The 24837-nt window shown below is 47.7% G+C and carries 20 protein-coding genes and 4 pseudogenes; 11 read left to right on the top strand and 13 right to left on the bottom strand.

All coding sequences use genetic code 11. The features are described from left to right. Positions 1–73: 73 nt before the first annotated feature. The 7 genes and pseudogenes from QUF18_RS15715 to QUF18_RS15685 form a co-directional block, all read right to left on the bottom strand. Complete coding sequence (locus QUF18_RS15715; protein WP_289388213.1) at positions 74–367, bottom strand: type II toxin-antitoxin system RelE/ParE family toxin; 294 nt, start codon at positions 365–367, stop codon at positions 74–76. Further along, positions 367–621: a type II toxin-antitoxin system ParD family antitoxin gene (locus QUF18_RS15710; RefSeq protein ID WP_289388212.1), complete on the bottom strand. Its 255-nt coding sequence runs from the start codon at positions 619–621 to the stop codon at positions 367–369. Before QUF18_RS15710 ends, QUF18_RS15715 begins: the two co-directional genes overlap by 1 nt. 362 nt (positions 622–983) lie before the next feature. Beyond that, positions 984–1666: pseudogene (locus QUF18_RS15705) on the bottom strand (IS6 family transposase). A gap of 80 nt (positions 1667–1746) precedes the next feature. Continuing rightward, positions 1747–2289: pseudogene (locus tag QUF18_RS15700) on the bottom strand (transposase); the annotation flags it as partial. 204 nt (positions 2290–2493) lie between these two features. Next, complete coding sequence (locus QUF18_RS15695) at positions 2494–3333, bottom strand: alpha/beta hydrolase (RefSeq protein WP_353074538.1); 840 nt, start codon at positions 3331–3333, stop codon at positions 2494–2496. Positions 3334–3350: 17 nt separating this feature from the next. Further along, on the bottom strand, positions 3351–4814 hold the full coding sequence (locus tag QUF18_RS15690) for an NAD-dependent succinate-semialdehyde dehydrogenase (RefSeq protein WP_289388209.1): 1464 nt from the start codon (positions 4812–4814) through the stop codon (positions 3351–3353). Positions 4815–4828: 14 nt separating this feature from the next. Continuing rightward, a complete protein-coding gene (locus tag QUF18_RS15685; RefSeq protein ID WP_289388208.1) occupies positions 4829–6028 on the bottom strand; it encodes an iron-containing alcohol dehydrogenase in 1200 nt (399 codons plus the stop codon). 244 nt (positions 6029–6272) lie between these two features. On the opposite strand from QUF18_RS15685, the gene QUF18_RS15680 reads away from it, so the two are divergent. From QUF18_RS15680 to QUF18_RS15660, 5 genes are read left to right on the top strand one after another with little or no spacing between them, the layout of a single operon-like run. Beyond that, complete coding sequence (locus tag QUF18_RS15680) at positions 6273–6959, top strand: GntR family transcriptional regulator (protein WP_289388207.1); 687 nt, start codon at positions 6273–6275, stop codon at positions 6957–6959. Continuing rightward, the gene (locus QUF18_RS15675; RefSeq protein WP_289388206.1) at positions 6956–8548 is read left to right on the top strand and encodes a sugar ABC transporter ATP-binding protein; all 1593 of its coding nucleotides are present in this window, start codon (positions 6956–6958) and stop codon (positions 8546–8548) included. Before QUF18_RS15680 ends, QUF18_RS15675 begins: the two co-directional genes overlap by 4 nt. Next, on the top strand, positions 8514–9509 hold the full coding sequence (locus QUF18_RS15670) for an ABC transporter permease (protein WP_289388205.1): 996 nt from the start codon (positions 8514–8516) through the stop codon (positions 9507–9509). The genes QUF18_RS15675 and QUF18_RS15670 overlap by 35 nt, the downstream gene beginning before the upstream one ends. Before the next feature lie 30 nt (positions 9510–9539). After that, positions 9540–10508 carry a substrate-binding domain-containing protein gene (locus QUF18_RS15665; RefSeq protein ID WP_289388204.1) on the top strand — a complete coding sequence of 323 codons (969 nt, stop codon included), beginning with the start codon at positions 9540–9542 and terminating at the stop codon, positions 10506–10508. A gap of 59 nt (positions 10509–10567) precedes the next feature. Continuing rightward, the gene (locus tag QUF18_RS15660) at positions 10568–11155 is read left to right on the top strand and encodes a DJ-1/PfpI family protein (RefSeq protein WP_289388203.1); all 588 of its coding nucleotides are present in this window, start codon (positions 10568–10570) and stop codon (positions 11153–11155) included. A gap of 615 nt (positions 11156–11770) precedes the next feature. On the opposite strand, the gene QUF18_RS15650 is transcribed toward QUF18_RS15660, so the two are convergent. The 4 genes from QUF18_RS15650 to QUF18_RS15635 all read right to left on the bottom strand — a co-directional run bounded on the left by QUF18_RS15650 (position 11771) and on the right by QUF18_RS15635 (position 15099). Continuing rightward, positions 11771–12924, bottom strand: a protein-coding gene (locus QUF18_RS15650) for an IS3 family transposase (RefSeq protein ID WP_374807221.1) whose coding sequence is annotated in 2 segments (ribosomal slippage) — positions 11771–12663 and positions 12663–12924 — 1155 coding nt in all. Because the reading frame shifts where the segments join, the coding sequence is not laid out codon by codon here. 139 nt (positions 12925–13063) lie between these two features. Then, entirely contained in the window at positions 13064–13309 is a 246-nt protein-coding gene (locus QUF18_RS15645) for a type II toxin-antitoxin system ParD family antitoxin (protein WP_289388201.1), read from the bottom strand. A gap of 153 nt (positions 13310–13462) precedes the next feature. Further along, positions 13463–14116 carry an SMC-Scp complex subunit ScpB gene (scpB, locus tag QUF18_RS15640; protein ID WP_289388200.1) on the bottom strand — a complete coding sequence of 218 codons (654 nt, stop codon included), beginning with the start codon at positions 14114–14116 and terminating at the stop codon, positions 13463–13465. Positions 14117–14118: 2 nt separating this feature from the next. Further along, on the bottom strand, positions 14119–15099 hold the full coding sequence (locus QUF18_RS15635) for a DUF1403 family protein (RefSeq protein ID WP_289388199.1): 981 nt from the start codon (positions 15097–15099) through the stop codon (positions 14119–14121). Between the two features lie 123 nt (positions 15100–15222). On the opposite strand from QUF18_RS15635, the gene QUF18_RS15630 reads away from it, so the two are divergent. Further along, a complete protein-coding gene (locus QUF18_RS15630; RefSeq protein WP_289388198.1) occupies positions 15223–16350 on the top strand; it encodes a site-specific integrase in 1128 nt (375 codons plus the stop codon). Positions 16351–16553: 203 nt separating this feature from the next. Then, positions 16554–17240, top strand: a pseudogene (locus tag QUF18_RS15625) (IS6 family transposase). A gap of 340 nt (positions 17241–17580) precedes the next feature. Here QUF18_RS15625 and QUF18_RS15620 read toward each other — a convergent pair. Beyond that, the gene (locus QUF18_RS15620) at positions 17581–18708 is read right to left on the bottom strand and encodes a GGDEF domain-containing protein (protein ID WP_289388197.1); all 1128 of its coding nucleotides are present in this window, start codon (positions 18706–18708) and stop codon (positions 17581–17583) included. A gap of 271 nt (positions 18709–18979) precedes the next feature. Between QUF18_RS15620 and QUF18_RS15615 the strand changes: the two are divergent. Further along, positions 18980–19144, top strand: a pseudogene (locus QUF18_RS15615) (IS6 family transposase); the annotation flags it as partial. A gap of 362 nt (positions 19145–19506) precedes the next feature. On the opposite strand, the gene QUF18_RS15610 reads toward QUF18_RS15615, so the two are convergent. Continuing rightward, positions 19507–20594, bottom strand: a protein-coding gene (locus tag QUF18_RS15610) for an IS3 family transposase (protein WP_289388196.1) whose coding sequence is annotated in 2 segments (ribosomal slippage) — positions 19507–20333 and positions 20333–20594 — 1089 coding nt in all. Because the reading frame shifts where the segments join, the coding sequence is not laid out codon by codon here. A 498-nt stretch (positions 20595–21092) separates the two neighbouring features. Between QUF18_RS15610 and repA the strand changes: the two genes are divergently transcribed. The 3 genes from repA to repC all read left to right on the top strand — a co-directional run bounded on the left by repA (position 21093) and on the right by repC (position 24576). Next, complete coding sequence (gene repA, locus QUF18_RS15605) at positions 21093–22289, top strand: plasmid partitioning protein RepA (protein ID WP_374807223.1); 1197 nt, start codon at positions 21093–21095, stop codon at positions 22287–22289. Between the two features lie 67 nt (positions 22290–22356). Then, positions 22357–23352 carry a plasmid partitioning protein RepB gene (gene repB, locus QUF18_RS15600; RefSeq protein WP_289388194.1) on the top strand — a complete coding sequence of 332 codons (996 nt, stop codon included), beginning with the start codon at positions 22357–22359 and terminating at the stop codon, positions 23350–23352. A 156-nt stretch (positions 23353–23508) separates the two neighbouring features. Then, entirely contained in the window at positions 23509–24576 is a 1068-nt protein-coding gene (repC, locus tag QUF18_RS15595; RefSeq protein ID WP_289388193.1) for a plasmid replication protein RepC, read from the top strand. The last annotated feature ends 261 nt before the right edge of the window (positions 24577–24837 follow it).

Here is a 24837-nt window from a genome sequence, read left to right as displayed (position 1 = left end):
GGCCTGCAACTTCGGAAAGATTAGTCAGCAACAGCTACTGCTTTTCCCAAGATTTCTGAGATCAGAACAAGCGTTAGAAAGGTTCGCTAATCCAGTCTTCAAATGCATTCCGTATCCTAATTACGAATACGGTTTCGTTTTGTTCTATTTGATAAATAATCAGATGAGCTTTAAATGGATGAATACGAACAGGTGGAGAGATTTCTTCCCGTTCGCGATCCATTTGTGGATTTTTGGCAATCAGATCCAACGTGTTAAACAAGTCCGAATGATATCGTTTAGCCTGTAGGGATCCAAACATTGCGATACCGTGCTCAGCAATAGCAATGATATCTTCTTCCGCCTGAACCGAGAGATTTAATTCCATCAGTTGCGTTTCAGAGACTTTTCGGCGTTAGCAATTGCCATAGTGAAAAGATCTTCCCGTGAACGAGTTCCCTTTCCACTTTGTAGGCCCTCATCGACAAATTGCTGCATTGCTGCGATCTTATCGCCACGCATCTGATCCTTACGGATCAAGTCGCGAACATAGTCACTCGCGTTCGAATAGCGTCCTGTTTTGGCCTGAGCCTCAACCCATTCTTTCATAGGGTGAGGGAGCGATACATTCATCGTTGCCATCAAACTCTCCTGTCTCTGCAAGCCATATTCACAGATTGGCAAAGTTTGTCAATTTGTTATCCGCTCTTCACCTTGCGTTATGCGCAAGCTTATTGATGCTAATAGCCAGTCAAGATCCTTAGCGTGTGTCCCTTATCGACGCCAACATAGCCCGTAATTTGTAGATTTTTGCCCGAAATCAAGCCAGCTTTCCATTTCGAGTTGCCCTCCATGAGGACGAAAATTGAATTTACTTTCAATAGGACACATGTAGTGAATTGGATTAAAACCAAACAATAAACCGCTGCAAATTCAGACGGAGTTCAAGAGGTTCTGTCGCAAATTTTTGAGTGGGTTATAAGCTGCCTTATCTCTGGACACAGTTATGCTGCGAGTTCCGCAAATACTTCGAATGGCGAACGATTGTCGTTTGCGAATTGCTTCTTGCGGATCATGCGAGCGACTTCGATGCCAGCGATTGTAGCTGATGCTGAATGAAAGGCTTTGAAGCCTAACATGTGTCTGGTGATCCGCTTGATGAACCGATTGTCCAGTTCAAGAATATTGTTGAGGTATTTGACCTGTAGGATTTCAATCAGCTTGTCCGTACCTGTGATCTTCAGGATATTGCTTATAGCCTGCGCACCAGCCAAATTGGCCCCGCTTTTATCAATGACAATCTTGTTTGGAATACCATTGATTGCGATAGCCTTTCTAAAGAAACGTCGTGCAGCGCCGAGATTTCTGCGCTCAGATAGCATGAAATCAAGGGTTTGGCCGTTTCGATCAACAGCTCGATACAGATAGGTCCATTTGCCTTTAACCTTTATATAGGTCTCATCAATACGCCACGAGCCAAGTGTTGGGCGTTTGCTTCATTGTGCCTGAGCAGCAATCTGCGGTGAGTATTTAACAACCCATCGGTTCAAGGTTGCATGGTCAATTTCTATGCCTCGTTCGGCCATTATTTCCTGAAGGTCACGATACGAAACTGAATAACGAACATAGAAAAAACGGCAAAAAGGATGACACTTTTAGGGAAATGCGTCCCCTTGAAATCAACCATGCTAAATGCCTCGCTTCAATCTGAAATCGGCACAATCCCTTGCACAGATCATCAGACATGAAAAGTTTGCGACATAACCCAGCTGCGTATTCTATAGCTACTCGGAACACGACCGTGCAACGATCATAACGGGTGGCAATTCTTCGCCAGTCTTTCAATCTGCCAAACATGATTTCGATACGATTGCGCCGCGTGTAACGGCGCTTATCATACTTGATAGCTTTCTTGCGGTTTATGCGCCCCAAGATACACGACTTTATCTATTTGTCTTTTAACCCTTTTCTGAGCCAATCAGACGTTCACCGCCCCCTTTTTAAACCGCAAGCTTGAAGCCATACGGTGTGCTTTCAAATAGGTCGCATCCATCATCACAGTCTTGCCGACTGATGACTTTGAAGACAGGCCTTCCAATATCTGCGCTAATATCCCCTTGTGACACCAACGGCTCCAACGATTATAACGCGTTTTATAGGGGAATTACACCATCGTAACCCATTGCGAAGAATGAATATAATTCCACTCAAAACACGCTTGTCATCAACGCGTGGACGTCCATGGCTCTTGGGGAAAAAGGGGTGAAGGCGTGACATTTGTACTTCGCTCAGCCAGTAAAGATTACTCATTGATCAATCTCCTCAAAGGGTATTGAATTTGCTCTGCACACTGAAATCAATGGGTCCTGAGCCTAATCACCGTGAATTGCGTCAAGCCGCAACCGAAATATGGCGTGAAATTGCGAGCTTGAAATCCGCGTAACAATAGTGCGAATATCCAACCGCGTCAGCAATCAGGATATAGTTACAGTCCCGTTTAAAATTGCTGCTTCTTCAACTTGATGCCACCATATCTGCAAGACGCTTGCCCAGATAAGTAGTTGGGTCTGCCAGATCTAGCACAATACTCATATGGTTCAGGTTAATCACTGGTACCAACTCTGCAGCGCTGTTTTGAAAACTGAGCTGGGCTTTTAATGCAGCGGCCTGTTGGTGAAAAGGGGGCGTTTCTAAACTGCCAAATGCAATGATACGCTGCGGGCATGGATGCTGCGTTGACATCAAGGGTGACCAGTTTTGCGCTTCTGTCACTGTCATTTTGGCTTCATCACGCAAAAAACTATCCGGAATGCCCGATAAATCATAAATGCCGCTCACTAACAGTAGCCCTTTAATGGCGGGCAGGGCAGGCATTGTACTTTCTGCTGAGCCTCTGGCCGCAAGGAAAGAGATAAGATGTGCGCCTGCCGAATGACCGCTGACTGTTAGTCTGCGTGGGTCCGCGCCGAAATCATCCGCATGTTTCTCAACCCAGCCTATGGCTCGTCTTACCTGATCGACCAGCACATCAAGGCGCTGATCTGGCATTAGATCATATTCAACGATTACAGCAATGCCGTCGGCTGCAAGAACCGGCGTTGCTAAAAAACGGTAACTTTCTTTTTCACCGGAACGCCAATAACCACCGTGGACGAACACATGTATTGGTGCGCCACTCTTGAGACGATCAGGTAATATAATGTCCAAGACCTCTCTTTCACGTTGCCCGTAGCGTATATCGACTAGCATCTTCTGCTTTGCTGAAAGCTCACGGCTTCGCTCTGTATATTCATGAGCAATAGCATCGAAATCAGGTACGTAATCGCGAATGCGGTAGAGGTCTTCGGACATTATGGTACGTTCCTTTAAACTCAGTAATCCACTGCGTAATATTTGGCTTCCATGAATTCCAGAATGCCTGTAACCCCGCCTTCACGGCCAAGACCGCTTTGTTTGACGCCACCAAAGGGTGCAGCAGGGTCTGACATCAGCCCTCTGTTGATGCCGAGCATGCCCGTTTCAAGTCGCTTGCCAACCCGCATGGCTCGTTTCAGATCACGACTGTAAATATAGGCAGCAAGACCATATTCGGTATTGTTGGCGAGGTGGACAGCCTCATCCTCACTCACGAATTTGTAAACCGGTGCGACAGGGCCAAAAATTTCCTCACGGGCGATAGCGGCATCGATGGGCACATTTTCGAGCACTGTCGGCGGGTAGAAGAAACCATTTTCCGTAACGGGTTTGCCACCGGTTGTCGCACGTGCGCCTAACGAAATCGCATCCATTACCAACCTGTCAATCTTATGAACAGCATTTGTCGTGATCATGGGGCCGCATTGGGTTGCAGGATCATAACCCGCGCCAACGTTGAGTGCTGCCATGCGTTCTGTAAGGCCAGCAACAAATGCATTATATATACCTGACTGAACATAAAAGCGATTGGCGGCAGTACATGCTTCGCCTGCATTGCGCATCTTGGCGACCATGGCACCGTCGAGAGCGGCTTCCAGGTCTGCATCATCAAAGACGAAGAAAGGGGCGTTGCCGCCAAGCTCCATCGAACAATTGATGACCGATTTCGCGGCCTCGGCGAGAAGCGTACGGCCAACACCAGTCGAGCCGGTGAAAGAAAGTTTGCGTACACGCGGATCGGCAAGCATGGCGTTCGTTATCGCACCTGGTTTGCTTGTTGTGATAACATTGATAACGCCGGCTGGCACTCCAGCCTCTTCGCCAAGCCGTGCCATGGCGTAAGCTGTGAGCGGCGTTTCGGAAGCTGGTTTGAGGATCACTGTGCAGCCTGCCGCAAGAGCTGGACCGATTTTGCGGGTCGCCATTGCTGCCGGAAAATTCCAAGGCGTAATCAGAACTGCGATGCCGATTGGCTCGTGGTCAACAATGATGTGATGAGAGCCCGAAGGCGTGTGCCGGTATTCACCGGGAATACGCACGGCTTCTTCAGCATACCAGCGCAAAAACTCGGCCGCATAGGCAACTTCACCACGTGCGTCGGGCAAGGCCTTGCCATTTTCCAGCGAGACAAGCAGAGCAAGCTCCTCTGCATGTTGCGTCATTAGTTGGAACCAACGGCGCAGAATTTCGGAGCGTTGACGCGATGGGGTGTTACGCCATGAAAAAGCAGCTGCATCCGCAGCATCGATGGCAAGCATTGCATCTTCGACGGAGGCGTCTGCAACTTCACCCAGCTTTTCGCCTGTTGAAGGGTCCGTTACGACTATTCCGCTGCCCTTATGCCATTTGCCGCCGATGTAAAGACCCTCCGTGTGAAGTGCGGGAGCGGCATAGCCGGTGAATCTTGCATAAGTTGTCATGATAGGAGTCCTTTTCATTTCAGGCGTGAACGGTCACCGTGATAGGCAGCGGCGATGAGACTGTGCATTTCATTGAGGTTCAGGGGGCGGGGATTGTTCTGAATAAGACGCGTAATGCCGATACTTTGTTCTGCCACCCAACCTATCCGGCTTTCTTCAAGGCCAAGTTCACGAAGCGTTGACGGGATGCCGATCCGCGCAAAAAGAGCAGAAAGCGCTGGAATGACATTGTCTGGTCCGTCCAATCCGGCAGCTTGCGCTATTTTGGCAAGCTCGCTGCCAATAACCGGCGCATTCCATGTCATCACATAGGGCATAAGGCAGGCAACGCCGAGACCATGAGCGGTGTGGGTGAGCGCGCCAACGGGATATTGAATGGCGTGGGCTGCGGCGGTACCGGCTACGCCGAAGGCAAGACCTGCGAGCGTTGCACCAAGCATGACCTTTTCACGCGCTGTGTGGTCAGTACCATTTTTACATGCAGCTTCCAGTCCCTGCCACAGCAATGCGATGGCGTTTAACGCGAAATGATCGGACAGTTCATTCTTGCCTACGAAAACGCGCTGTTGCGCAATGCCAGGTACTGGTTCACGTCTTATTGCGGTGAAAGCCTCGAGAGCATGGGTCAGTGCATCGGCGCCCGCAATTGCAGTAAGTCCGGGTGGACAAGACAAGGTGAGATCCGGATCGCAGATGGAGACTGTGGGGATAAGATGCGGGCTGGAAATGCCGACCTTCAGGCTCCGTTCGGAATCGGAAAGCACAGCAACGGGCGTTACTTCAGAGCCAGTTCCGGCGGTGGTGGGGATTGCTATTAATGGCATCACAGGCCCCGGGACGGCGTATTCACCATAATAATCCTGCGGCCGTCCACCATGCGTAAGTAGCAGAGCCACGCATTTGGCCATGTCGAGGCAAGAGCCCCCCCCAATACCGATGACAAGGTCTGGTGCAAATTGTCTGGCTTTTTGCGCGCAGCTCACTGCAGATTCGACGGGAACATCCGGCAGCGTAGAGCTATCAATCATAACCACGACACTATTGTCTTCGAGTTGCTGAACCATCAGCAGAAAATCTGCATCTGAAGCAAGACGGCTGTCTGTGATGATCAGCGCGCGGTTGCCAAGTTTGGCGGCAATGCTGCCAAGGGCATGTCTTTGTCCTGCGCCGAAAAGCAATTCTCGTGGCGCTCTCAATGTCCCGAAAATAATCATTCTGTTTTTCCTCCGATAATTCAGGCGGCTTCGAGTGCCAAAAATATTTCTCAAAAGCGGCTGGCACAGTTGCTACATTTTTCTTACTGCGCAGCCCTTTCCTGTGATTTTCTTGCTTGTTAGGGCGAACTAATCGCAGATCATTTTAATATCACATTTCAGATCGTATATGATATAGTATTTGACATATGATATGTTATTTGCAACAAATACCAACATGTCAAGAAGCTGCCGGAGAATTTGAGTGATATTTACAGCAGAGCGAGAAAAAATCAGGGCGGTAGTTCGCCCGAGCAGCGTGGTGGATGGTGTCTATGACAATATATACCACCGGCTTATGTCATTGGAGATCGCTCCCGGCGCGCGAATTCCGATCGACGTATTGGCGAGGGAAATCGGTGTTTCTCAAACACCTATCCGTGAGGCATTGAGCCGCCTTGAGCGGGAGGGACTGGTGCGTAAAGAGCATCTTGTCGGCTACAGTGCATCACCTCAGTGGACAAGAAAACAGTTCGAAGACCTTTATGCGTTCCGTTTGCTCGTCGAGCCCGAGATGGCCAGACTTGCAACGCTCAATATGACGCCCAAGGATCTTGAAATTCTTGAAAATGCTGCAGCAGATATGGGAAACGGCGACGCTCCTGTTGATCGTAACACGCGCTATTCACGTTTTGCCCGGGCGGATGCGCATTTTCATGATGCTATCCTTCAGGTCGTTGGTAATGATGTGATCAGTAATGCCCTGTCCAGTCAGCATGTTCATCTGCATATTTTCCGCTTGATGTTTCACACCCGCGTAACGAAGGAGGCTCTTGAGGAGCACGAAGATTTACTTTCAGCATTTCGTACAGGTGACCCGCAGGCGGCATTTGACGCTATGCTTATCCACATCGAGCGCTCGCGCGACAGATTGCTTTCGGCTTTTGAATGAACACATCCCTTGCTTCTTATCCCTTAGCATCAGCAGCTAATCAGGCGTGTGCAGCCCTTCAGGCTGATAGTCTGAGCAAGACCTATGGTCAGATTACTGTCTTGTCGGATATCTCGCTTGATATTCGCGCGGGAGAGGTTCACGCCATTATTGGTGAAAACGGAGCTGGCAAATCAACTCTGATGAAATTGTTGTCCGGGTATATCGCGCCGACACAAGGCCGGTTGTTGATGGACGGCAAGCCGATAACATTTGGTAATGCGGTGGAAGCAGAAGATGCTGGTATCGTCTTAGTTCATCAGGAGATTTTGCTCGCACCGGATCTGAGCGTTGCGGAGAATCTGTTTCTAGGGCGCGAGCTTAGCCGCGGTTTGATGGTAGATGATGCCACGATGAACCGGCGAACCGCTGATCTTCTCGCAAGAGTTGGCTCGACGGCACGTCCGCGAGATCGTGTTGGCGACTTGGCTCTTGCCCAGCGCCAGCTCGTGCAGATTGCGCGTGCGCTTCTGGATGACCGAAAGGTCGTCATCCTCGATGAACCGACAGCGGTTCTGGCAAATGATGAAGTTGAGGCTCTGCTCGACATTGTAAAAATGTTGCGCGATCATGGAGTGGCCGTTCTCTATATTTCGCATCGTCTTGACGAGGTGCAGGCACTTGCTGACCGGATTACGGTGCTGCGCGACGGGCGCATGATCGGAACCTGGCAAGCCGCTAATCTCAGTCAGCGTGAAATGGCCGAGCTTATGGTCGGACGTGAGCTGGCAATGCTTTATCCTCATAAGCGCCCGCCGACAGAAGCTGCGCCACTTCTCTCTGTCACTGATCTGTCGGTCGATCATCGTGCTGATCGTGTGAGCTTCAATGTGCGGCCCGGGGAGGTTCTTGGCATTGGTGGTATGATTGGCTCTGGTCGAACCGAACTCATCGAAGGACTAATGGGCCTTCGTCCGTCAAATGCGAGCAGCGTTATCGTCAACGGTAGCGAGATCAAGCATCGCTCGGTTCGCACGTTGATGGATGCCGGTCTTGTCTACCTGACTGAGGATAGGAAGGGAAAGGGCCTGCTTCTGGAGGAGAAGCTCTGTCCCAATCTGACACTACAGGCGCTCGATTCGGTTAATCCAGAGACTGTTATTAATAAGGCGGCAGAGTTCGCGCTCCTCAAAAAGGTTGTGGCGGATTACGATATCCGCGTTCGCTCCCTACAACTTGAGGCAGGGAAACTTTCTGGCGGTAACCAGCAAAAGCTACTGCTCGCCAAAGTGATGCTCACTAATCCTTTGGTGGTTATTATTGATGAACCGACACGGGGTATCGATATTGGCAACAAAGATCAGATTTATGACTTCATCGACGCCATGGTGCGTACAGGCAAGGCCTGTATCGTCATTTCGTCGGAAATGCCGGAGCTGGTGGGGCTTTCTGATCGTGTTCTTGTAATGCGGGCTGGTAGGTTTGTCACGGAGCTTCGCGGAACTGATATCAATGAAAAAAATGTCGTCTTCGCTGCCACTGTCGGTGGAAGCGAAGACGTGGGGGAGAACAAAAATGGCCGAAGCGGTAACAACAAGCATACCCGCTGACGAGAGACGACGTATCCGCTGGGCTGATCTCGCACCTTTCATTGCACTTGCGGTGATCATATTCTTCGGGGCGATGGTCAATTCGAATTTCATGGCTTCTGCAAACTTGATCAACGTCATCACGCGCAGTGCCTTCATCGCAATCATTGCGGTCGGAGCAACCTTTGTTATCGCATCCGGAGGCTTGGATCTTTCGGTTGGCTCTATGATGGCCTTTGTCACCGGGATCATGATCATGGCGATGAACTATCTCGCGCCATCATTTGGTGCGTGGGCTATTCCGATGGGGGCAGGACTTGCACTTGTTGTTGGTGCGATGTGCGGCCTTTTCAACGGGCTCATCGTGACGCTCGGGCGAATAGAACCCTTTATCGTGACACTAGGTACTATGGGTATTTTTCGCGCCTTTATTACATTCATGACGGATGGCGGGTCGCTACCTATCGACCGCAGCCTGCGGGAGGCTTATCGACCGGTCTATTTTGGTAATCTGTTCGGTATTCCATATCCGGTGCTTATTACTTTTGTCGTTGTGATGCTGGGTGCGTTTCTGCTTTACAAAACCAAGTTTGGCCGTCGTTTGACAGCTGCCGGATCAAGTATTGAGGTTGCCCGCTTTTCCGGTGTTAACGTCGCTGGTGTTCGCACCTTCGCCTATGTCATTCAGGGTGTTTGCGTTGCCGTTGCCGCCATCTGTTACGTGCCGCGTCTTGGAGCCGCAACGCCAACGACCGGTCAGCTTTGGGAATTACAGGTCATTACTGCCGTTGTGATCGGCGGCACGCTGCTGCGCGGAGGACGCGGGCGCATTGGCGGCACAGTAGCTGGCGCACTCATCCTCGAAGTTATCGCCAATGTCATGGTTCTATCGGACATGGTTTCTGAATATCTCGTCGCAGCCGTGCAGGGCGCGATTATTATCATCGCCATGCTGGCGCACCGCCTTACTGCCAACCGCTGAAAACAGCACTGACTTCAAAAGGAGGAGAACATGAAGTCTATTTTCCAAAAAACCGGTCTCATGGGAGCGACCGTTGCATTAGCGCTTGCTTTGCCACTCGGCAACGCACAATCCGAAGACAAGAAGGCGACGATTGCTGTTTCCATTCCGGCTGCGACACATGGCTGGACTGGCGGGGTTGTTTATCACGCCGAACAGGCAAAAAAAGAAATAGAAGCAGCCTACCCGAATATTGAAGTCGTTTTGACAACATCGCCTTCGGCAACAGCTCAAGTTTCAGCATTGGAGGATCTTTCCGCCAGCCGTAAGCTTGATGCATTGGTAATTCTGCCATTCACTTCAGAGGAGCTGACTGGCCCAGTAGAGCAAGTCAAACAGAAAGGCACCTTCATTACTGTCGTTGACCGTGGTCTTACCGATCCGAGTGTTCAGGATCTGTATGTTGCTGGCGATAACATCGCGGTCGGTGCCAATACTGCGCATTGGCTGGTCGACAAGCTCGGTGGCACGGGCGAGATTGTCGTGCTCCGTGGTATTCCGACCGTAATTGATGACGAGCGCATCAAGGGTTTTTCGGACGTTATTGACAAGTCCAATATCAAGATCCTCGATATTCAGTATGCCAACTGGAATCAAGATGAAGCCTTCAAACTGATGCAGGACTATCTTGCTAAACATCCTAAAATTGATGCTGTTTGGGCTAATGACGACGACATGCTGCTTGGTGTTCTGGAAGCCGTCGACAATGCAGGTCGTAAGGACATTAAATATGCACTCGGTGGTAACGGCATGAAGCAGGTCATCGAGATGGTAAAGGAAAAGAACGAACGTACACCGATCTCCACTCCTTATCCACCATCAATGGTCAAATCGGCAATGTATATGACAGCAGCACAATTTGCCGGACAAGCACCTATGCGTGGCTCATTTTTGCTTGGTGCTCCACTGATCACGCCTGAAAACGCTGACCAGTTTTATTTTCCAGATTCCCCATTTTAAAACATGCTGGTGCCCGCTTAGTCGCGGGCACCCCAATCATTGATAATAGGAGATATGATATGAGCGGCAAAAAAATCCTGATGCTGACCGGAGAATTTACTGAGGAATATGAGATTTTCGTTTTTCAACAGGGAATGGAAGCCGTAGGGCATACGGTTCACGTTGTCTGCCCAGACAAGCAGGCCGGAGATCGCATCAAAACCTCACTGCACGATTTCGAAGGCGACCAGACATATACGGAAAAACTCGGCCATTATGCCGATATCAACAAAACTTTTTCCGAAGTTCGTGTTGAGGAATATGACGCCGTCTATGCAGCCGGCGGACGCGGTCCGGAGTATATCCGCACTGATAAGCGTATCCAGAATATGGTTCTTCATTTCCATGAGACTGGGAAGCCAATCTTCACAATCTGCCATGGCGTGCAGATTTTGATGGCCGTACCCGGTGTTTTAAAAGGCAGAAAAGTTGCTGGTCTTGGCGCCTGTGAGCCAGAGGTGACAGCCGTTGGCGGTACATATATCGATCTCAGCCCGACGGATGCCTATGTTGATGGCAACATGGTTTCCGCCAAGGGGTGGACAGCTCTTGCTGCGTTTATGCGTGAGTGCCTGAAGGTGCTCGGAACAAAGATAATACACAGTTAGTGCGATTTTGATCCTGCTGCTTTAAGACAGCGAGATATAAAGGATGTATGGGCGGTCATCGGGTATTGCTAGGTGATCAAACAGATTGAGCATGAACGGAATATCTGAGGTTATACGGAAGTTTGTGACGTAAATCATGCCATAGTTTGAATGCGCTGGCTCTGCTTTGCATATGGATGACAGAAAATTGTTCGTCTGAGATAGTAATGTGTATCTTTATTCATGTCTCAGACGAACACGCATATAATATTTATAAATTTAACCTCAGGTGTACTGATGAAACACGCCCATTTGATGATGCATTGAATGAAGCTTCGCAATCGCCATTCTCCCCTGAGCTACCTGGGATGGCGTACGCCGTCTTGATACTACAAAGGCATCCACTGCCTCAAGGTTCTGGTAATGAATTCTCTGCCATCGATAGAACGCATATGCCGAGGAATACCCCTAGGGTGAACAAGTCGATCACGTTTAGTATGCGAATTTTCCGGTGATTGTAATCCTATTCTCAATAAAATCTTAAGACCAGAAATGATTGGGATATTCCTGTCGAAGCCGTATGCACGAACTCTTGTTCAGCCAGGGTGGCCTGGCCCTGAATTAGTGGAGAGACTTTCACTCAGCGCATTCGCTGTTTGCCTCGAATGCTATGGGCGCCTTATATCCGAGTGCTGAATGCCGCCGGATCGGATTATAGAAGCCATCAATGTATCGGCCAAGGGCTTTTTCAGCAACCGCTCGGGTCTGGAAACTCGTACGCCAGACTATCTCTGATTTGATGGTTTTAAATACGGTTTCCACCATCGCATTATCAAAACAATTCCCTTTAGCGCTTATTGATGCAACGATGCCGTGATTGGCTAAACGCTCTCGATAATCATAAGAGCAATATTGACTGCCCCTGTCTGAATGCTGGATCAGACCGGAAGGTGGTCTGCGTAGAGCAATTGCACGATTTAAAGCCGTCAATGCCAGATCTTTTTTGAGCCTGTCACTTGTCGCCCAGCCAACAATACGCCGCGAGAATAAATCCAGTACAATTGCCAGATAGAGCCAGCCTTCAGCGGTCCATATAAAGCTGATATCAACACCCCATTTCTGATCTGAACCAGTGCATGTAAAGTCCTGTTCAAGAAGGTTGGGGGCAATCAGACCACCATGGTTGCTGTCTGTGGTCTTCTTGTAGCGCCGTTTTTGTAGGGCTTTCAGGTTATTATCCTTCATAAGTCTCGCAACACGATGACGACCAACATCAATACCAGCCTCCTGGAGTTCCACATGCATGCGTGGAGATCCGTAAGTTTCATGCGATGTCTTAAACTGAGAGCGTATATGGGCCAATAAGATCATATCCCTGTTCTGCCGGAAACTGGCTGGACGCCCCCTCCAGGAAAAGTAGCCACTTTCACTGACACCAAGAACGGAGCAAAGCCGATAGACGGGGAATTCCTTCTTCGCAGCATCGATGAATTTGAACTTCATCGACTTCCCTCTTTCGCGAAAAAAGTTGCAGCGCGTTTTAATATCTCACGTTCCTGCCGAAGGATTTCGTTTTCCTTTCGCAGCCGCACCAGTTCTTTAGTCACATCCTCATGGGGCCCAGCTAAAAGATCAGCTTCATGAAACTGGCGTTTCCAGCGCGTCAGTGTCGAGAGGCCAACCCCAAGGTCGGCGGCAATCTGGCTGATTGTACGCCCGCTTGTCACAATAAGTCGGACGGCCTCCTTCTTGAAATCATCCGTAATAACTGGGCGCTTGTTTTTACTCATCGGGTTCTCCTGTTGCCTATAATGTTAACAGAAAATCCCTCCATTTTATCGGGGCAAGTCCACCAACGACCATTCCCGGAATGTGTAAAGCCATATTTCTTCAAGATCGGCTTCTGCTAACGGTGTGAGTTGATAGCTATCAAAGGGCATGTTTTGTTTTCATTGTGCGCAGAAAGTTTTCACGATCCAGAGTCCGAGGGAGGCCAGAGTTTTCACCCGCAATCAGTGCATCTTGTAAAGATTTTACCCGTGCCTCATGTTCTTCCAGTAAACGCAAGCCTGCCCGTACGACGTCACTGGCAGAGCCGTAGCGGCCTCCCCTCACCTGTGTATCAATGAAACTAGCGAAATGATCACCGAGCGTGAAGGATGTGTTTCGTGACATGGCATGACTCCTTTCTTACAAATGTACCAATTATTGGTACAAATGCAAGGCTGTCGTGTGAATACCCGCTCAACCGTTTTAAAAGAGTTTGCCGGTAGGACTGCGGCTTCTCTGGTCATGACTTGACCAAGTACCTGAGAGCAGTCTGCCCGCCTATTCCCCTTGCACGAACCCCGCCTCCTCCACCATTTCTTGCTCCGGCAGATCGCGCAGTGAATTTAACCCGAACATTGCTAGGAATTGCGTTGTGGTGACCAGGCTCAATGGCGCACCAGGGCTCGGACTGCGTGGGCCACTTGCGATCAGTGCGGCTTCACGCAAAGTGGCAATCAGATCGCGACTGACCTCACGGCCGAACAAGGTCGACAGAGCTTTACGAGTGATCGGTTGCTGATAGGCGATCGTGACCAGAACCATCATCTCAAACTCCGACAGTTTCGGGCCTGCAAACCGCACCGGCATCTGCGCTGCGCGAATGGTAGCGCCAAAAGCCGGACGTGTGCGCATTTGCCAGCCACCAGCCACCGCAACCACGGTGTAGGGCCGATCATGTAAATCTTCGATCAGATCTTCGACCAGCAAATCAATGCTGCAATCGTTATCGATGACACGTGCCAAAAATGCGCGGCTGACCGGCTCTGAACTTGCAAACAAAACCACCTCAATGCGGCGCATGAATTCGCGCCAGCGCAGCTCTGGTGGCAGATCTACGAGAGTGCGATCAAACAGGTCGCCCTCAATATGCAACTGGGTTGCTGTTGGTTCTTTAGTATAGAGTGTAGTTCGTTTGTTGTTTTCTCTGGCCATAATCAAAGCCCGTAAATTTTAAAACTGGAGCGGCCTGACACTTCGCGAACAGCACCAAAGTCTTCGAGCCGCGTAAACAATCGTGCCGCCGCCCAACGCGACAACCCACTGTCAGGCGCTGTCGCTAAAATACTATCCTCCTCCAGCAATTTCTTGATAATTGTCTGTGCTCCTTTGCTACGCAATTTCGGCGCCACCGCCAACAAGGTCTCAGCGCGTCGTGCGATTGTCGTGGCGCTGTTGAGCGCCTGTTGGCTCGCCTCACAAGTAGCCAGACAGAAAGCACGGATAAAGTCCGCATCGTCGGGTTTAAGTTGCCCCTTGCCTTGGCTTAATCGCATGGCTGGACCCAAACGGGCACGGAACAACAATGGCACGGGCGCGCGCCAGCCGAGCTTCGCTGCCAAAACTATGTCAGCCAGTATCCAGCCCAAAATCTCACCATCTGGGCGCAGGCGAAAGAAACTCGTGATGAGAGCGGCCGCCGCAAGAAGTGGTGGTTGACGTCCTTGCAAGGTGGTTTCCATGACCTCGACAAGGCTGGCAAGATCAGCATCGCATAGTGGTTGAAGGCCGAGGGCTTGCGTGAGCGTTGCGACTGTTTTCGAAGACAGTACTGGTGTGCGACGGCTCAGTTTTTGGTAAATCTGGAGTACACGACCGGCAGGCCCTGGATCTCCGCTTTGTTCACATAGCAGCACGGCATCACGTAAACTATGCTCATCGGCTTTCAATCGTAACCATTGGCAGGTGGCATTGGCACACAACAGCGCCTGGTGTGAACGCCAACACCCAAGCCAGACGGGATCTGAGCACACCAGATCATCAAGACATTTCATAGCAATAGCGGCCGAAAACACTGCGCTCTCAAGGCTGTCACCGCTCGCCTGAGGACGCGCCCATGCTGGCACCGTATAGGCTGGCGGTAGCCGTGGGGAACCACCATCCAGCGCAGCGGTGTGTATTTGCTGTTGGTTTTTCATGGCGTCACTCTAGAACATATGAGCGCTTTATACTAGTTTAATCGCCACAAACCGCACCGCTTGTCGTGTAAATAAAACGTCCGATAATCTTGCATTATCGGACGTTTTTGTTATCCTGCAAAAATGGCCCTAAACTTCGAACAAAACACCGAAAATCACGACGACGAAAGCTCATCTCTCAGCACGATGGCCGAGTGTGATGTTTCAGCCTCTGAGGTGTCGTACGACAGGCAGCGCCCTTCCCATGCTGATGCGCATCCGTCGCTGACGCATCTCAAAGATTTGACCGACCGGGCTCGCGGCTACGTCGAAGCGGCTAACGCCGTCAATACAGTCAAAGCCTATGCCGCTGACTGGAAGCACTTTTCTGCGTGGTGCCGACGGTCTAACCTCACTCCCCTCCCCCCGCATCCTCAAACAGTCGGCCTCTACATCACGGCTTGCGCGTCGGGTGCGGCTGAGCGGGGCATAAAGGCCAATTCTGTGTCGACAATTGAGCGTCGCCTTTCCTCTTTGTCGTGGAACTATGCTCAACGCGGCCTCACACTCGATCGAAAGGATCGCCACATTGCGACGGTCATGGCCGGCATCCGCAATAGCCATGCTCGGCCGCCAGTCCAGAAGGAAGCCGTCATGGCCGAAGATATCATCGCTATGGTCGAGACCCTTGATCGCGGTTCTCTGCGGGGTTTAAGGGATCGGGCGATGTTGCTGATCGGTTTTGCCGGTGGGTTACGACGCTCTGAGATCACGGGTCTTGATCTGGCGCGCGATCAGACACAAGACGGTACCGGTTGGATGGAGACGTTTGATAACGGGCTACTGTTGGTTGTACGCGGTAAAACGGGCTGGCGTGAGGTCGAAATCGGTCGCGGCTCATCGGATGCCACCTGCCCTATTCTTGCTTTAGAGACCTGGCTGCACTTTGCCCGCATTTCACATGGCCCCCTCTTCCGTCGTGTCACCGGACAAGGAAAAGCGGTCGGGTCAGAGCGCCTCAACCCGAAAGAGATTGCCCGCCTGGTCAAACGTACAGCACTCACTGCCGGATTACGCGGTGGCTTGCCTGAGACTGAGCGCGAGGCTTTGTTTTCTGGTCATTCCTTGCGTGCCGGTCTTGCAACATCGGCCGATGTCGATGAGCGTTATGTGCAAAAACAGCTCGGGCACGCATCAGCCGAAATGACACGCCGCTATCAACGCCACCGCGATCGTTTCCGCGTCAATCTCACAAAAGCTGCGGGGCTGTAATGAGGCCATATTAATATCTCACCAAACGTGGGTAGCGCTCGTCGAAAACCAATAATCAGGCTTTATCATCATTATTTGTCATAATGCGCAGGCTTATATCCTTCGCCATAGAAAGCGGTTCCGTTGCTAAGATTTGGGGTTTTCTAGTTTTCAAATTCTTGGTTTATTGTTTCTGATATGAAAATATTACGGATTTCAGGTTTATGACGATCAGCTTTAAAGGTAGCCAATATCCCAAATCTGTCATTGTGCATGCTGTGTTTTTTTATGTGCGCTATGCAGTTTCATACCGAGATCTGCAAAATATCCTATTGGAGCGTGGCATTGATGTTGACCACACCACCCTCAATTAGTGGGTTGTAAAATATTCACCTCTCATCGCGATACAAGCGCGACAGCGCAAAGCCCCCACCAGCCAGTCTTGGAGTGTCGGTGAAACTTATGTGAGAGTCAAAAGACAGTGGCTTTATCAATATCGGGCTATTGATAAATTTGGCAAAACACTTGATTTCATGCTGTCTGAACGATGTGGCGAGGCTGCTGCCACAGCCTTCTTCAAAAGAACAATTGAAACCAACGGCATTCCGGACAAGGTTGTGATTGATAAGAGTGGAGCTAATTACGCCGGGTTGCGAAATATGAATATTCTGTTTTGGCTTGTTGGATTTTATCATTTAATTGATATCCTGTAGGTCAAATATCTCAATAACATCATTGAGCAAGATCACCGTTTCATCAAGAAAATCATCAACCCGATGCGAGGCTTTCAATCCTTTGCCACAGCATCAGCAACTTTGGATGGAATTGAAACAGCGCACATGATCCACAAGGGCCAGCTTCGAATGGGAGCAAAATCACCATTCGAGCAGTTTGCGGAACTCGCAGAATAACTGTGTCCTGAGCTAAGGAATATACCGACTAAGTCAAAACTTTGCAACGGAACCCTTTTACCAAGTTTACGACACTTTCACTTACTACATACTGAATGATAACTTCTTATTCAATGTCAGCATCGAAAATATTTTCGACCTGCATTACCTTGATGCCATGTGTGAAGCCCTGACACCGTCCTCGGCCCTATTTTCCGCTTAAGCGCCACAGCCCGTTTCTGATCATTCGACCAATATCAAGAAGGCAACAACCTTATCGGTGGTCTGATTTGCAGTAGAACAACATGAAGATGAATAACGGCTACGAACGTCCACATGTATACCGATAGAATAATTAGACTTAGGAGGTTAGACTTTCCATCAATGTACGATCCCGCCCTGCCTTTTTAGCGGCGTATAGTAATTTATCCGCGCGTTCCAATACGAGCGCAAACTGATCCTGACGAACAAGTTTCACAGCACCAAAACTGCAAGTTATGTTCTCGCCAATTCCAAGACTAGATAAGTTAAGTTTTTTTACAGATTCACGAACATTCTCAATAAGTAAAAATGCATCATCCGCTGAATAATCATCCAGGTAAATAATAAACTCTTCACCACCAGAACGGGCAATAAACTTGCTTTTTTGAGCCAATGACTGAAGTACGCCCGAAAACTCCTTCAGGACAATATCGCCCACAGCATGACCAAAATCGTCGTTGATTGTTTTAAAATAGTCGATATCGCATGCAACAATCCACCCCGAAAGATCCCTACCCCTTAGCGCTTTAATATGAGTTTCCATACCACGCCGGTTTAAAAGTCCCGTAAGATGATCACTATCCCGCTCATGAGCGATCTCTTCGAAGCGATCGGAACTTGCAGCTGCAAACAGTACAAGACCAGCAATTACCACAGCAACCGCAGTTGAAAAAACGGTCCATTGCCAAAAAGATGTAAATGCGAAATCAACGAGCGTATCGTCAGTTATTGAATGGACAGTTAACAATGTACGCGGGAAAAAATGTATGCCCACCAGTAATAACATACCTACAATAAGCTTATCTGCTTTGCGACCATTAACAATCTTCCGCAAATAACAAACATAGGTCAATATCATACATGCAAGACCAAAGTTCACAACATAAATACGCCCTATTAAGCTTGGCCGAATATAAATAAAATAAGCAACACCACCGATAATTGATAAAAAACTGAGAATACAAAACCAAAACGGAATTTTAATACAAGACCTGCTGAGAATACCATGGCCGCCTGCCAGTGCTCCCACAACATAGAGGGTCGTAGTCACAAGTGTATTATTCCCATCATCCACTGGTATATCTACTAATTGTGAGAGCATACCAATGCCTATGCAGAAAAAGCAAAGTGCACACCACAATAAGTAGAAACGTAATTTCTCAATGGCCCAAACGATGACAAACGCCAATGAAAAAAGGAGTAAAACAGTAGGCAATACGTAAAGCATTTAATTATCGTCTTTATGTCATTTTTGGTTTTTTAGCCGTTTCATCATTGAAAGACAAGTTAATATCATATTGAGTTTGCGCTGCTCCGAACTGTAGAATTCGCACTACGCCTATTGACCGGATTAAGCTGCCTTACTTTAATATCGATTACCATTTGGTTAGGCACTTACACAATCAGATGAGAAAGCTATCTCAGACTCAGTGATAACTAGAGTAAAAACGGCACCGTTACCTTAATCTTAGCGTAAACATCAGCCGCGAGAATAGAGTATGACTGAACCTCGCGTCTCGCTTTATCCCTGCCATTGTTTTCCGGCTGAGATCATAGCCAAAGCAGTATGGCTATATTTCCTATTGCTATTAAGTTTTCGCATGGTTGAAGATATGCTGGCTTACCGAGGGATTATTGTTACTCACAAGACGGTGCACGCATGGGCCGAGAATTCCAATAGGCCTATACGGCGATGAGAGCGGGTCATGTCAACGCATCAATCAACAATCCGATCTATAATCTTCACCAGTTTCCCCGCAATCAATTCAACGCCACTGATCATCGCGCGTTACGACAAACCGCCATCAGCATGTGGCGTAAATCGCGTGCCTAAAAGTCGGGTAGGAACAGCATCATAGGCCGAGTTAAGCTCGCTCTCATTAAAGTAACGGTGCCTGCCAGACGTCGTGATCAATGATCTGTGGCGCAAAACGGTGACGTTAGTAGCTTATATCTAGTGTTTGCATCACAAGGATGTAAGTACAACGGTAATACCCCCATTTTTAACGGGGTAATGTCGTGGAATTTATGCTGCCATTTTCAGTTTCTGCGCGGGTGTTATTCCGCCGATGCCCATATTGGGACGTTCATTGTTGTAAGTCCATAACCAATCTGTCGCGAAGGCTTGCGCTTCTTCTATAGTCTCAATGATATATTGGTCTAGCCACTCGTGCCTGACAGTCCGGTTATAGCGTTCAATATAGGCATTTTGCTGAGGCTGTCCTGGTTGAATATACAAGATGGTAATAGAGCGTTTTTCAGCCCACCCCAGAAGTTTACCACTGATATATTCCGGGCCATTATCAACGCGTATAGTCTCTGGCTTGCCGCGCCATTCGATGATCTGGTTCAAACTTCGAATAACCCGTTCTGTTGGCAAAGAGAAATCAACCTCAATGCCTAAGCCCTCACGGTTAAAATCATCCAGTACATTCAATAACCTGAATGACCGTCCGTCTGCCAACTGATCTGCCATAAAATCCATCGACCAGACCAGATTGGGCTTTTCAGGGACTGCCAGAGCGTCCGGTTTATCCCGCTTGAGCCGTTTTCTGGGTTTAATTCGAAGGTTCAGCTCCAGATCACAATAAATACGATAAACGCGTTTGTGGTTCCAGCCATAGCCTTTGACATTACGAAGATAAAGAAAACACAATCCAAAACCCCATGTCTTTTTCGCCGTCGTTAGTCCAATCAGTAAATCTGCAATTTCTTCATTCTCATGACGAAGGATAGGGCTATAGCGATAACAGGTTTCGCTTACTTCAAAAGCTCGGCATGCACAGGCAATGCTGACATCAGTCCGTCTTGCAGCTATGACAGCCATCTCACGACGTTGAGATGGCCCCGTTATTTTTTTCCAAGAGCTTCTTTCAGTAAGTCATTTTGCATACTCAGGTCAGCAAACATTCTCTTTAGCCGGCGGTTCTCGTCTTCTATAGATTTCATCTGGCTGACCATCGAGGCATCCATGCCGCCATATTTCGAGCGCCATTTATAAAATGCTGAATTGCTCATGCCGTGTTCGCGACAAAGCTCAGGAACAGACACACCACCCTCAGCTTGGCGTAAGATTGCAAGGATTTGTGGATCGGTAAATCTAGTCGTTTTCATAAAAATCTCCTCGTTTATTAAACAGAGAAAATTCCACTTTCAAACACCTTTAATTAAAGGGAGGATTACCCAACCACACATGCCGGCGACAGGAACTGAATCCGTGACACCCCTAAAAAGAACATCTAAGACGTTTACTTCTTCATTTTCGTTTACGTGATTTGTGATTACTTTATTTATTTTTGGTCCCCATTTTTCCCTTAAGTAAGAATTTCAATAAACCATGCTTACCCGTATTCAGCAAATTGACAGCCGTGCAAGCGTCTAAAAAACGCAATAATATCAATAATATAATAACTTTATGAAGCGCCCGTGATTTGGACGACAGAGATTCAATTTCTTTTTTCTCAATACACTTACATAGGAATACAGACGAATAGTCGTTAACCATTCTTTAACTATAAAAAGCTTGCCGACTCGGAAGCTTTAGGTTTTAATAACGCTTATATGAGGTAACGGCTACAAGAAACGTTATTATGATTCTTTAGAGCGAGTATGATGAAGCCACTTTTTGATAGTCTTGAAGAAATCGATTTTAGTAAAGAAATTCTCGAAAATGGGGAATTGATTTCCGATAAGCTAAATCTTCTTCGTACTGAGCAATACCCACCAAATGCCCAGAAGGGCTTGCGTCTTTTTTCATCCAACGAAGTTGCAGATTTCATTGGAGTAACTCAGAACCATATCAAAAAGCTTCATCTGGATGGTAAAGGTCCCTCACCTGAGGTCACGGCTTCTGGTCGCAGGTTTTACTCGGCACAGCAGATGTTGGAACTACGTGAGTATCTCGATAAAAATGGCAGATCTCAACAATACGTTCCGCACAGAAAAAATGGTGAAATCCTACAAGTTATTTCTGTTGTAAATTTTAAAGGCGGCTCTGGCAAGACAACAACAGCAGCTCATCTGGCACAGTATCTGGCGCTAACAGGACATCGCGTTTTAGCTATCGACCTAGATCCTCAGGCATCATTGACAGCTCTTCATGGCATTCAACCAGAATTAGATCAGAACCCTTCATTATATGAAGCTCTCAGGTATGACGATCAGAGAAAACCAATCTCTGGACTAATCCGCTCAACCAATTTTCCAGGTTTAGACATTGTTCCTGCAAACTTGGAGCTGCAGGAATATGAGTATGACACACCGTTAGCAGCCTCTTCGAAGTCATCTGATGGTCGCTTCTTTTTTACACGCATCACTAACGCTCTGAAAGAGGTTGACGACAAATATGATGTGGTTATCATCGATTGCCCACCGCAGCTAGGTTACCTGACGCTGACGTCCTTGAGTGCCTCAACAGCTGTTTTGATCACTGTACACCCTCAGATGCTGGACGTGATGTCCATGTCCCAATTCTTGCTGATGCTTGGCGGTATTCTGGAATCTATTAAAGAAGCTGGAGCCGCCGTAAAATTGAAATGGTTCCGCTATCTAGTAACTCGCTATGAGCCGCAGGACAATCCGCAAGCGCAGATGACAGGCTTTCTACAAGCCCTGTTCAACAAACGAATGTTGAAAAACCAGATGCTGAAATCGACAGCAATCTCTGATGCAGGGATCACAAAACAGACATTATATGAAGTTGAGAGAAACAATTTTACACGCGCCACATATGATCGCGCTCTCGAAAGTTTGAATGCTGTAAACGGTGAAGTTGTGGAACTTGTTCATAAAGCTTGGGGTCGCAAATGACCAATAATTTGACAGCCGTGCAAATCGTGATTTTCATCAACAAAAACACTTATTTAGGAGCGTTCTGATGGCTCGTAAAAATCTATTGGCAAACATCACTTCATCATTGAATGAAGCTAATGAGTTAGAGAAAGTCGCTCAGACACCAAACGGCATCCGCTCTGAATACACAAAGCGTGGCGCATCTAAGTCGATGCTACAGTCACTAGATGATCTTGCCGAAGCTTCTATCCTCATGAATGACGGCGAGGCGATTGTTTCCTTAGATCCTGATTTATTGGATAGTTCATTCATCAAAGATCGATCTGACACTGATCAAGATGACTATGAAGTACTGAAAGAAGCTATTTCCAAATATGGTCAGTCTGTTCCGATTTTGGTGAGACCATCTCCAGCGGGTCAGGGGCGTTATATGATTGTATTTGGTCATCGTCGCGCCCAGGCAACTAGAGATTTAGGCATCAAAGTTCGAGCTATCATCAAAAATCTGGAAGATATTGAACACGTAGTTACACAAGGACAAGAAAACACTGCTCGAAGCAACCTCTCATTCATTGAGAAAGCCTTGTTTGCTCAAAGACTACTTAACGCAGGAATGTCAAAAGATATTGTGAAATCATCTTTATCGGTTGATGACACACTTCTCTCACGCATGATCAGTGTAGTTGAGACCATTCCACATGAGATTTTAGAAAAATTAGGTAGCTGCAAAAGAGTAGGGCGAGATCGTTGGGAAGATCTGAAAAAGCTACTACTAAAGCCAGAGAACAATGAAATTGCTCTAATGGTAGTCGCCTCGAATGAATTCGATGATGCAGATGACAATTTTATCTATCTACACACTCAGATCAAAAAGTTATCCAAGCCTTCAAAAAGGCCTAAAAAAGTAGCGGTAAGATTGCTATGGGCTCATACCGATGGGGATGATAAATTGTCTGTAGAAACGACAAAAGATTCAAAGATTCTTACTATGAAATTCGATCAAAAGAGTAAGGATTTCGGCGATTATGTATCAAGCAAATTGGAAGAGTTGTACGCACAATTCAAACAAAATGGAGAGTAACTAGAAAAGAAAAAAGGCCCCACAACATCACGTCATGAAACCTTCTTCTATAACTTAAGCACTTGTAGAATCGCATTTTCATTTCTTGATGTCAATATTGGAACTCTCATATCTTTTGAGAGAACGGCCTTTTTTACCCTAATTTTGGAGTAAAAAATGACATCATTGACATCCTCAACGAACTCACAAGGAGTTCGAACGACTTCTGTTAACCAGAAATCACCTTATAACAAATGGATGATTTTCAGAGATCTATGCATCTCTAAAAAAGCATATGGTCTCTCAGACCGTAATTTATCGGTACTGCATGCCCTTTTGTCGTTTTATCCAGCAAAAGAATTATCGTCCCAGAATCTGATTGTCTTTCCATCAAACTCAGAATTGTCTATTCGTGCACATGGGATGCCTGAGTCCACATTGCGCCGTCATCTAGCAACTCTGGTTGATGTTGGCATTATCTCACGTAAAGATAGCCCTAATCGTAAGAGATACGCACGAAAAGGCTCTCAGGAAGCTGCATATGGCTTTTCTCTAGAACTTTTATATACACGCGCACACGAGTTCAGAAAAGCAGCTGAAGGCGATCAGGAGGCTTCTATGGAACTAAAGCTAGCTCGTGAAAATGTAACGCTTCTACGTCAGGAGATTTATAAAAATATTGAAAGAGAGGGGAGGCAAGGGGAGGTTGCGTCTATGTATGAAGCAGCTGTCTCGAAACTACGTAGAAGAGCCACAAAAGCCGAATTAGAAACTATCTATAATGAGTTGATGGCTATCAAAGTATCAATTCAAGAAACCTTAGAAACTAATGTGGCGGCAGATGGAATGAGCGGCAATGAATGCCAAAATGAGCGGCAGCATATAGAATCTAATTCATATAATTATAAGAAAAAGAAATTCGCAAAGGTAAACGAAGATATTATTTGTAAAATTGATTTGGATTCTGTTTTATGCAGATTCAAGGATATTAGCGAATATGCGCTTTCAAAAATAAAAACCTGGAGAGATCTGGCCGATACAGCATCTCAAATCAAGAGTTTCCTTGGGATCTCTCAGTCAAGTTATGAAAAATCCGTAATCAGATGGGGCAGGGAAGGGACATCTGTAATCGTTGCTTATGTCTTAGAGAAAGTATCTAGTTTAAGCTCACCAGGGGCCTATTTTCAAGCACTCATCAAAAAAGAGAGCTTGGATTTCAATGAGATGATTACATCGCGCAGATAGCAATGAGCCGCCGTTTAAGACGACTGCTAAAGGGTGAAGGTGAACATTAGTGTTTATATCTTGATATCCAAAAACTGGCGTCCTACCGGTTTCATGGACATCGAGTTAAGATGCTTCTCGTCAAACTAAAGTTAGGTGCTGTCATGTCTGGATGGCGCCCGTTTGGCAATATGATTTTGGTGATGTTTTAGCTTTGCGGGTCGGGTGCAGTCATGTCTCCGGCCTGTTTATGCGGCACGATATGACCGCTGGCCCTGATGT

Origin of the sequence: Pseudochrobactrum kiredjianiae, assembly GCF_030362795.1 — a bacterium.
In the GTDB taxonomy this organism is placed as follows: Bacteria; Pseudomonadota; Alphaproteobacteria; order Rhizobiales; family Rhizobiaceae; genus Pseudochrobactrum; species Pseudochrobactrum kiredjianiae.
This window is presented reverse-complemented; position numbering and strand designations above follow the sequence as displayed.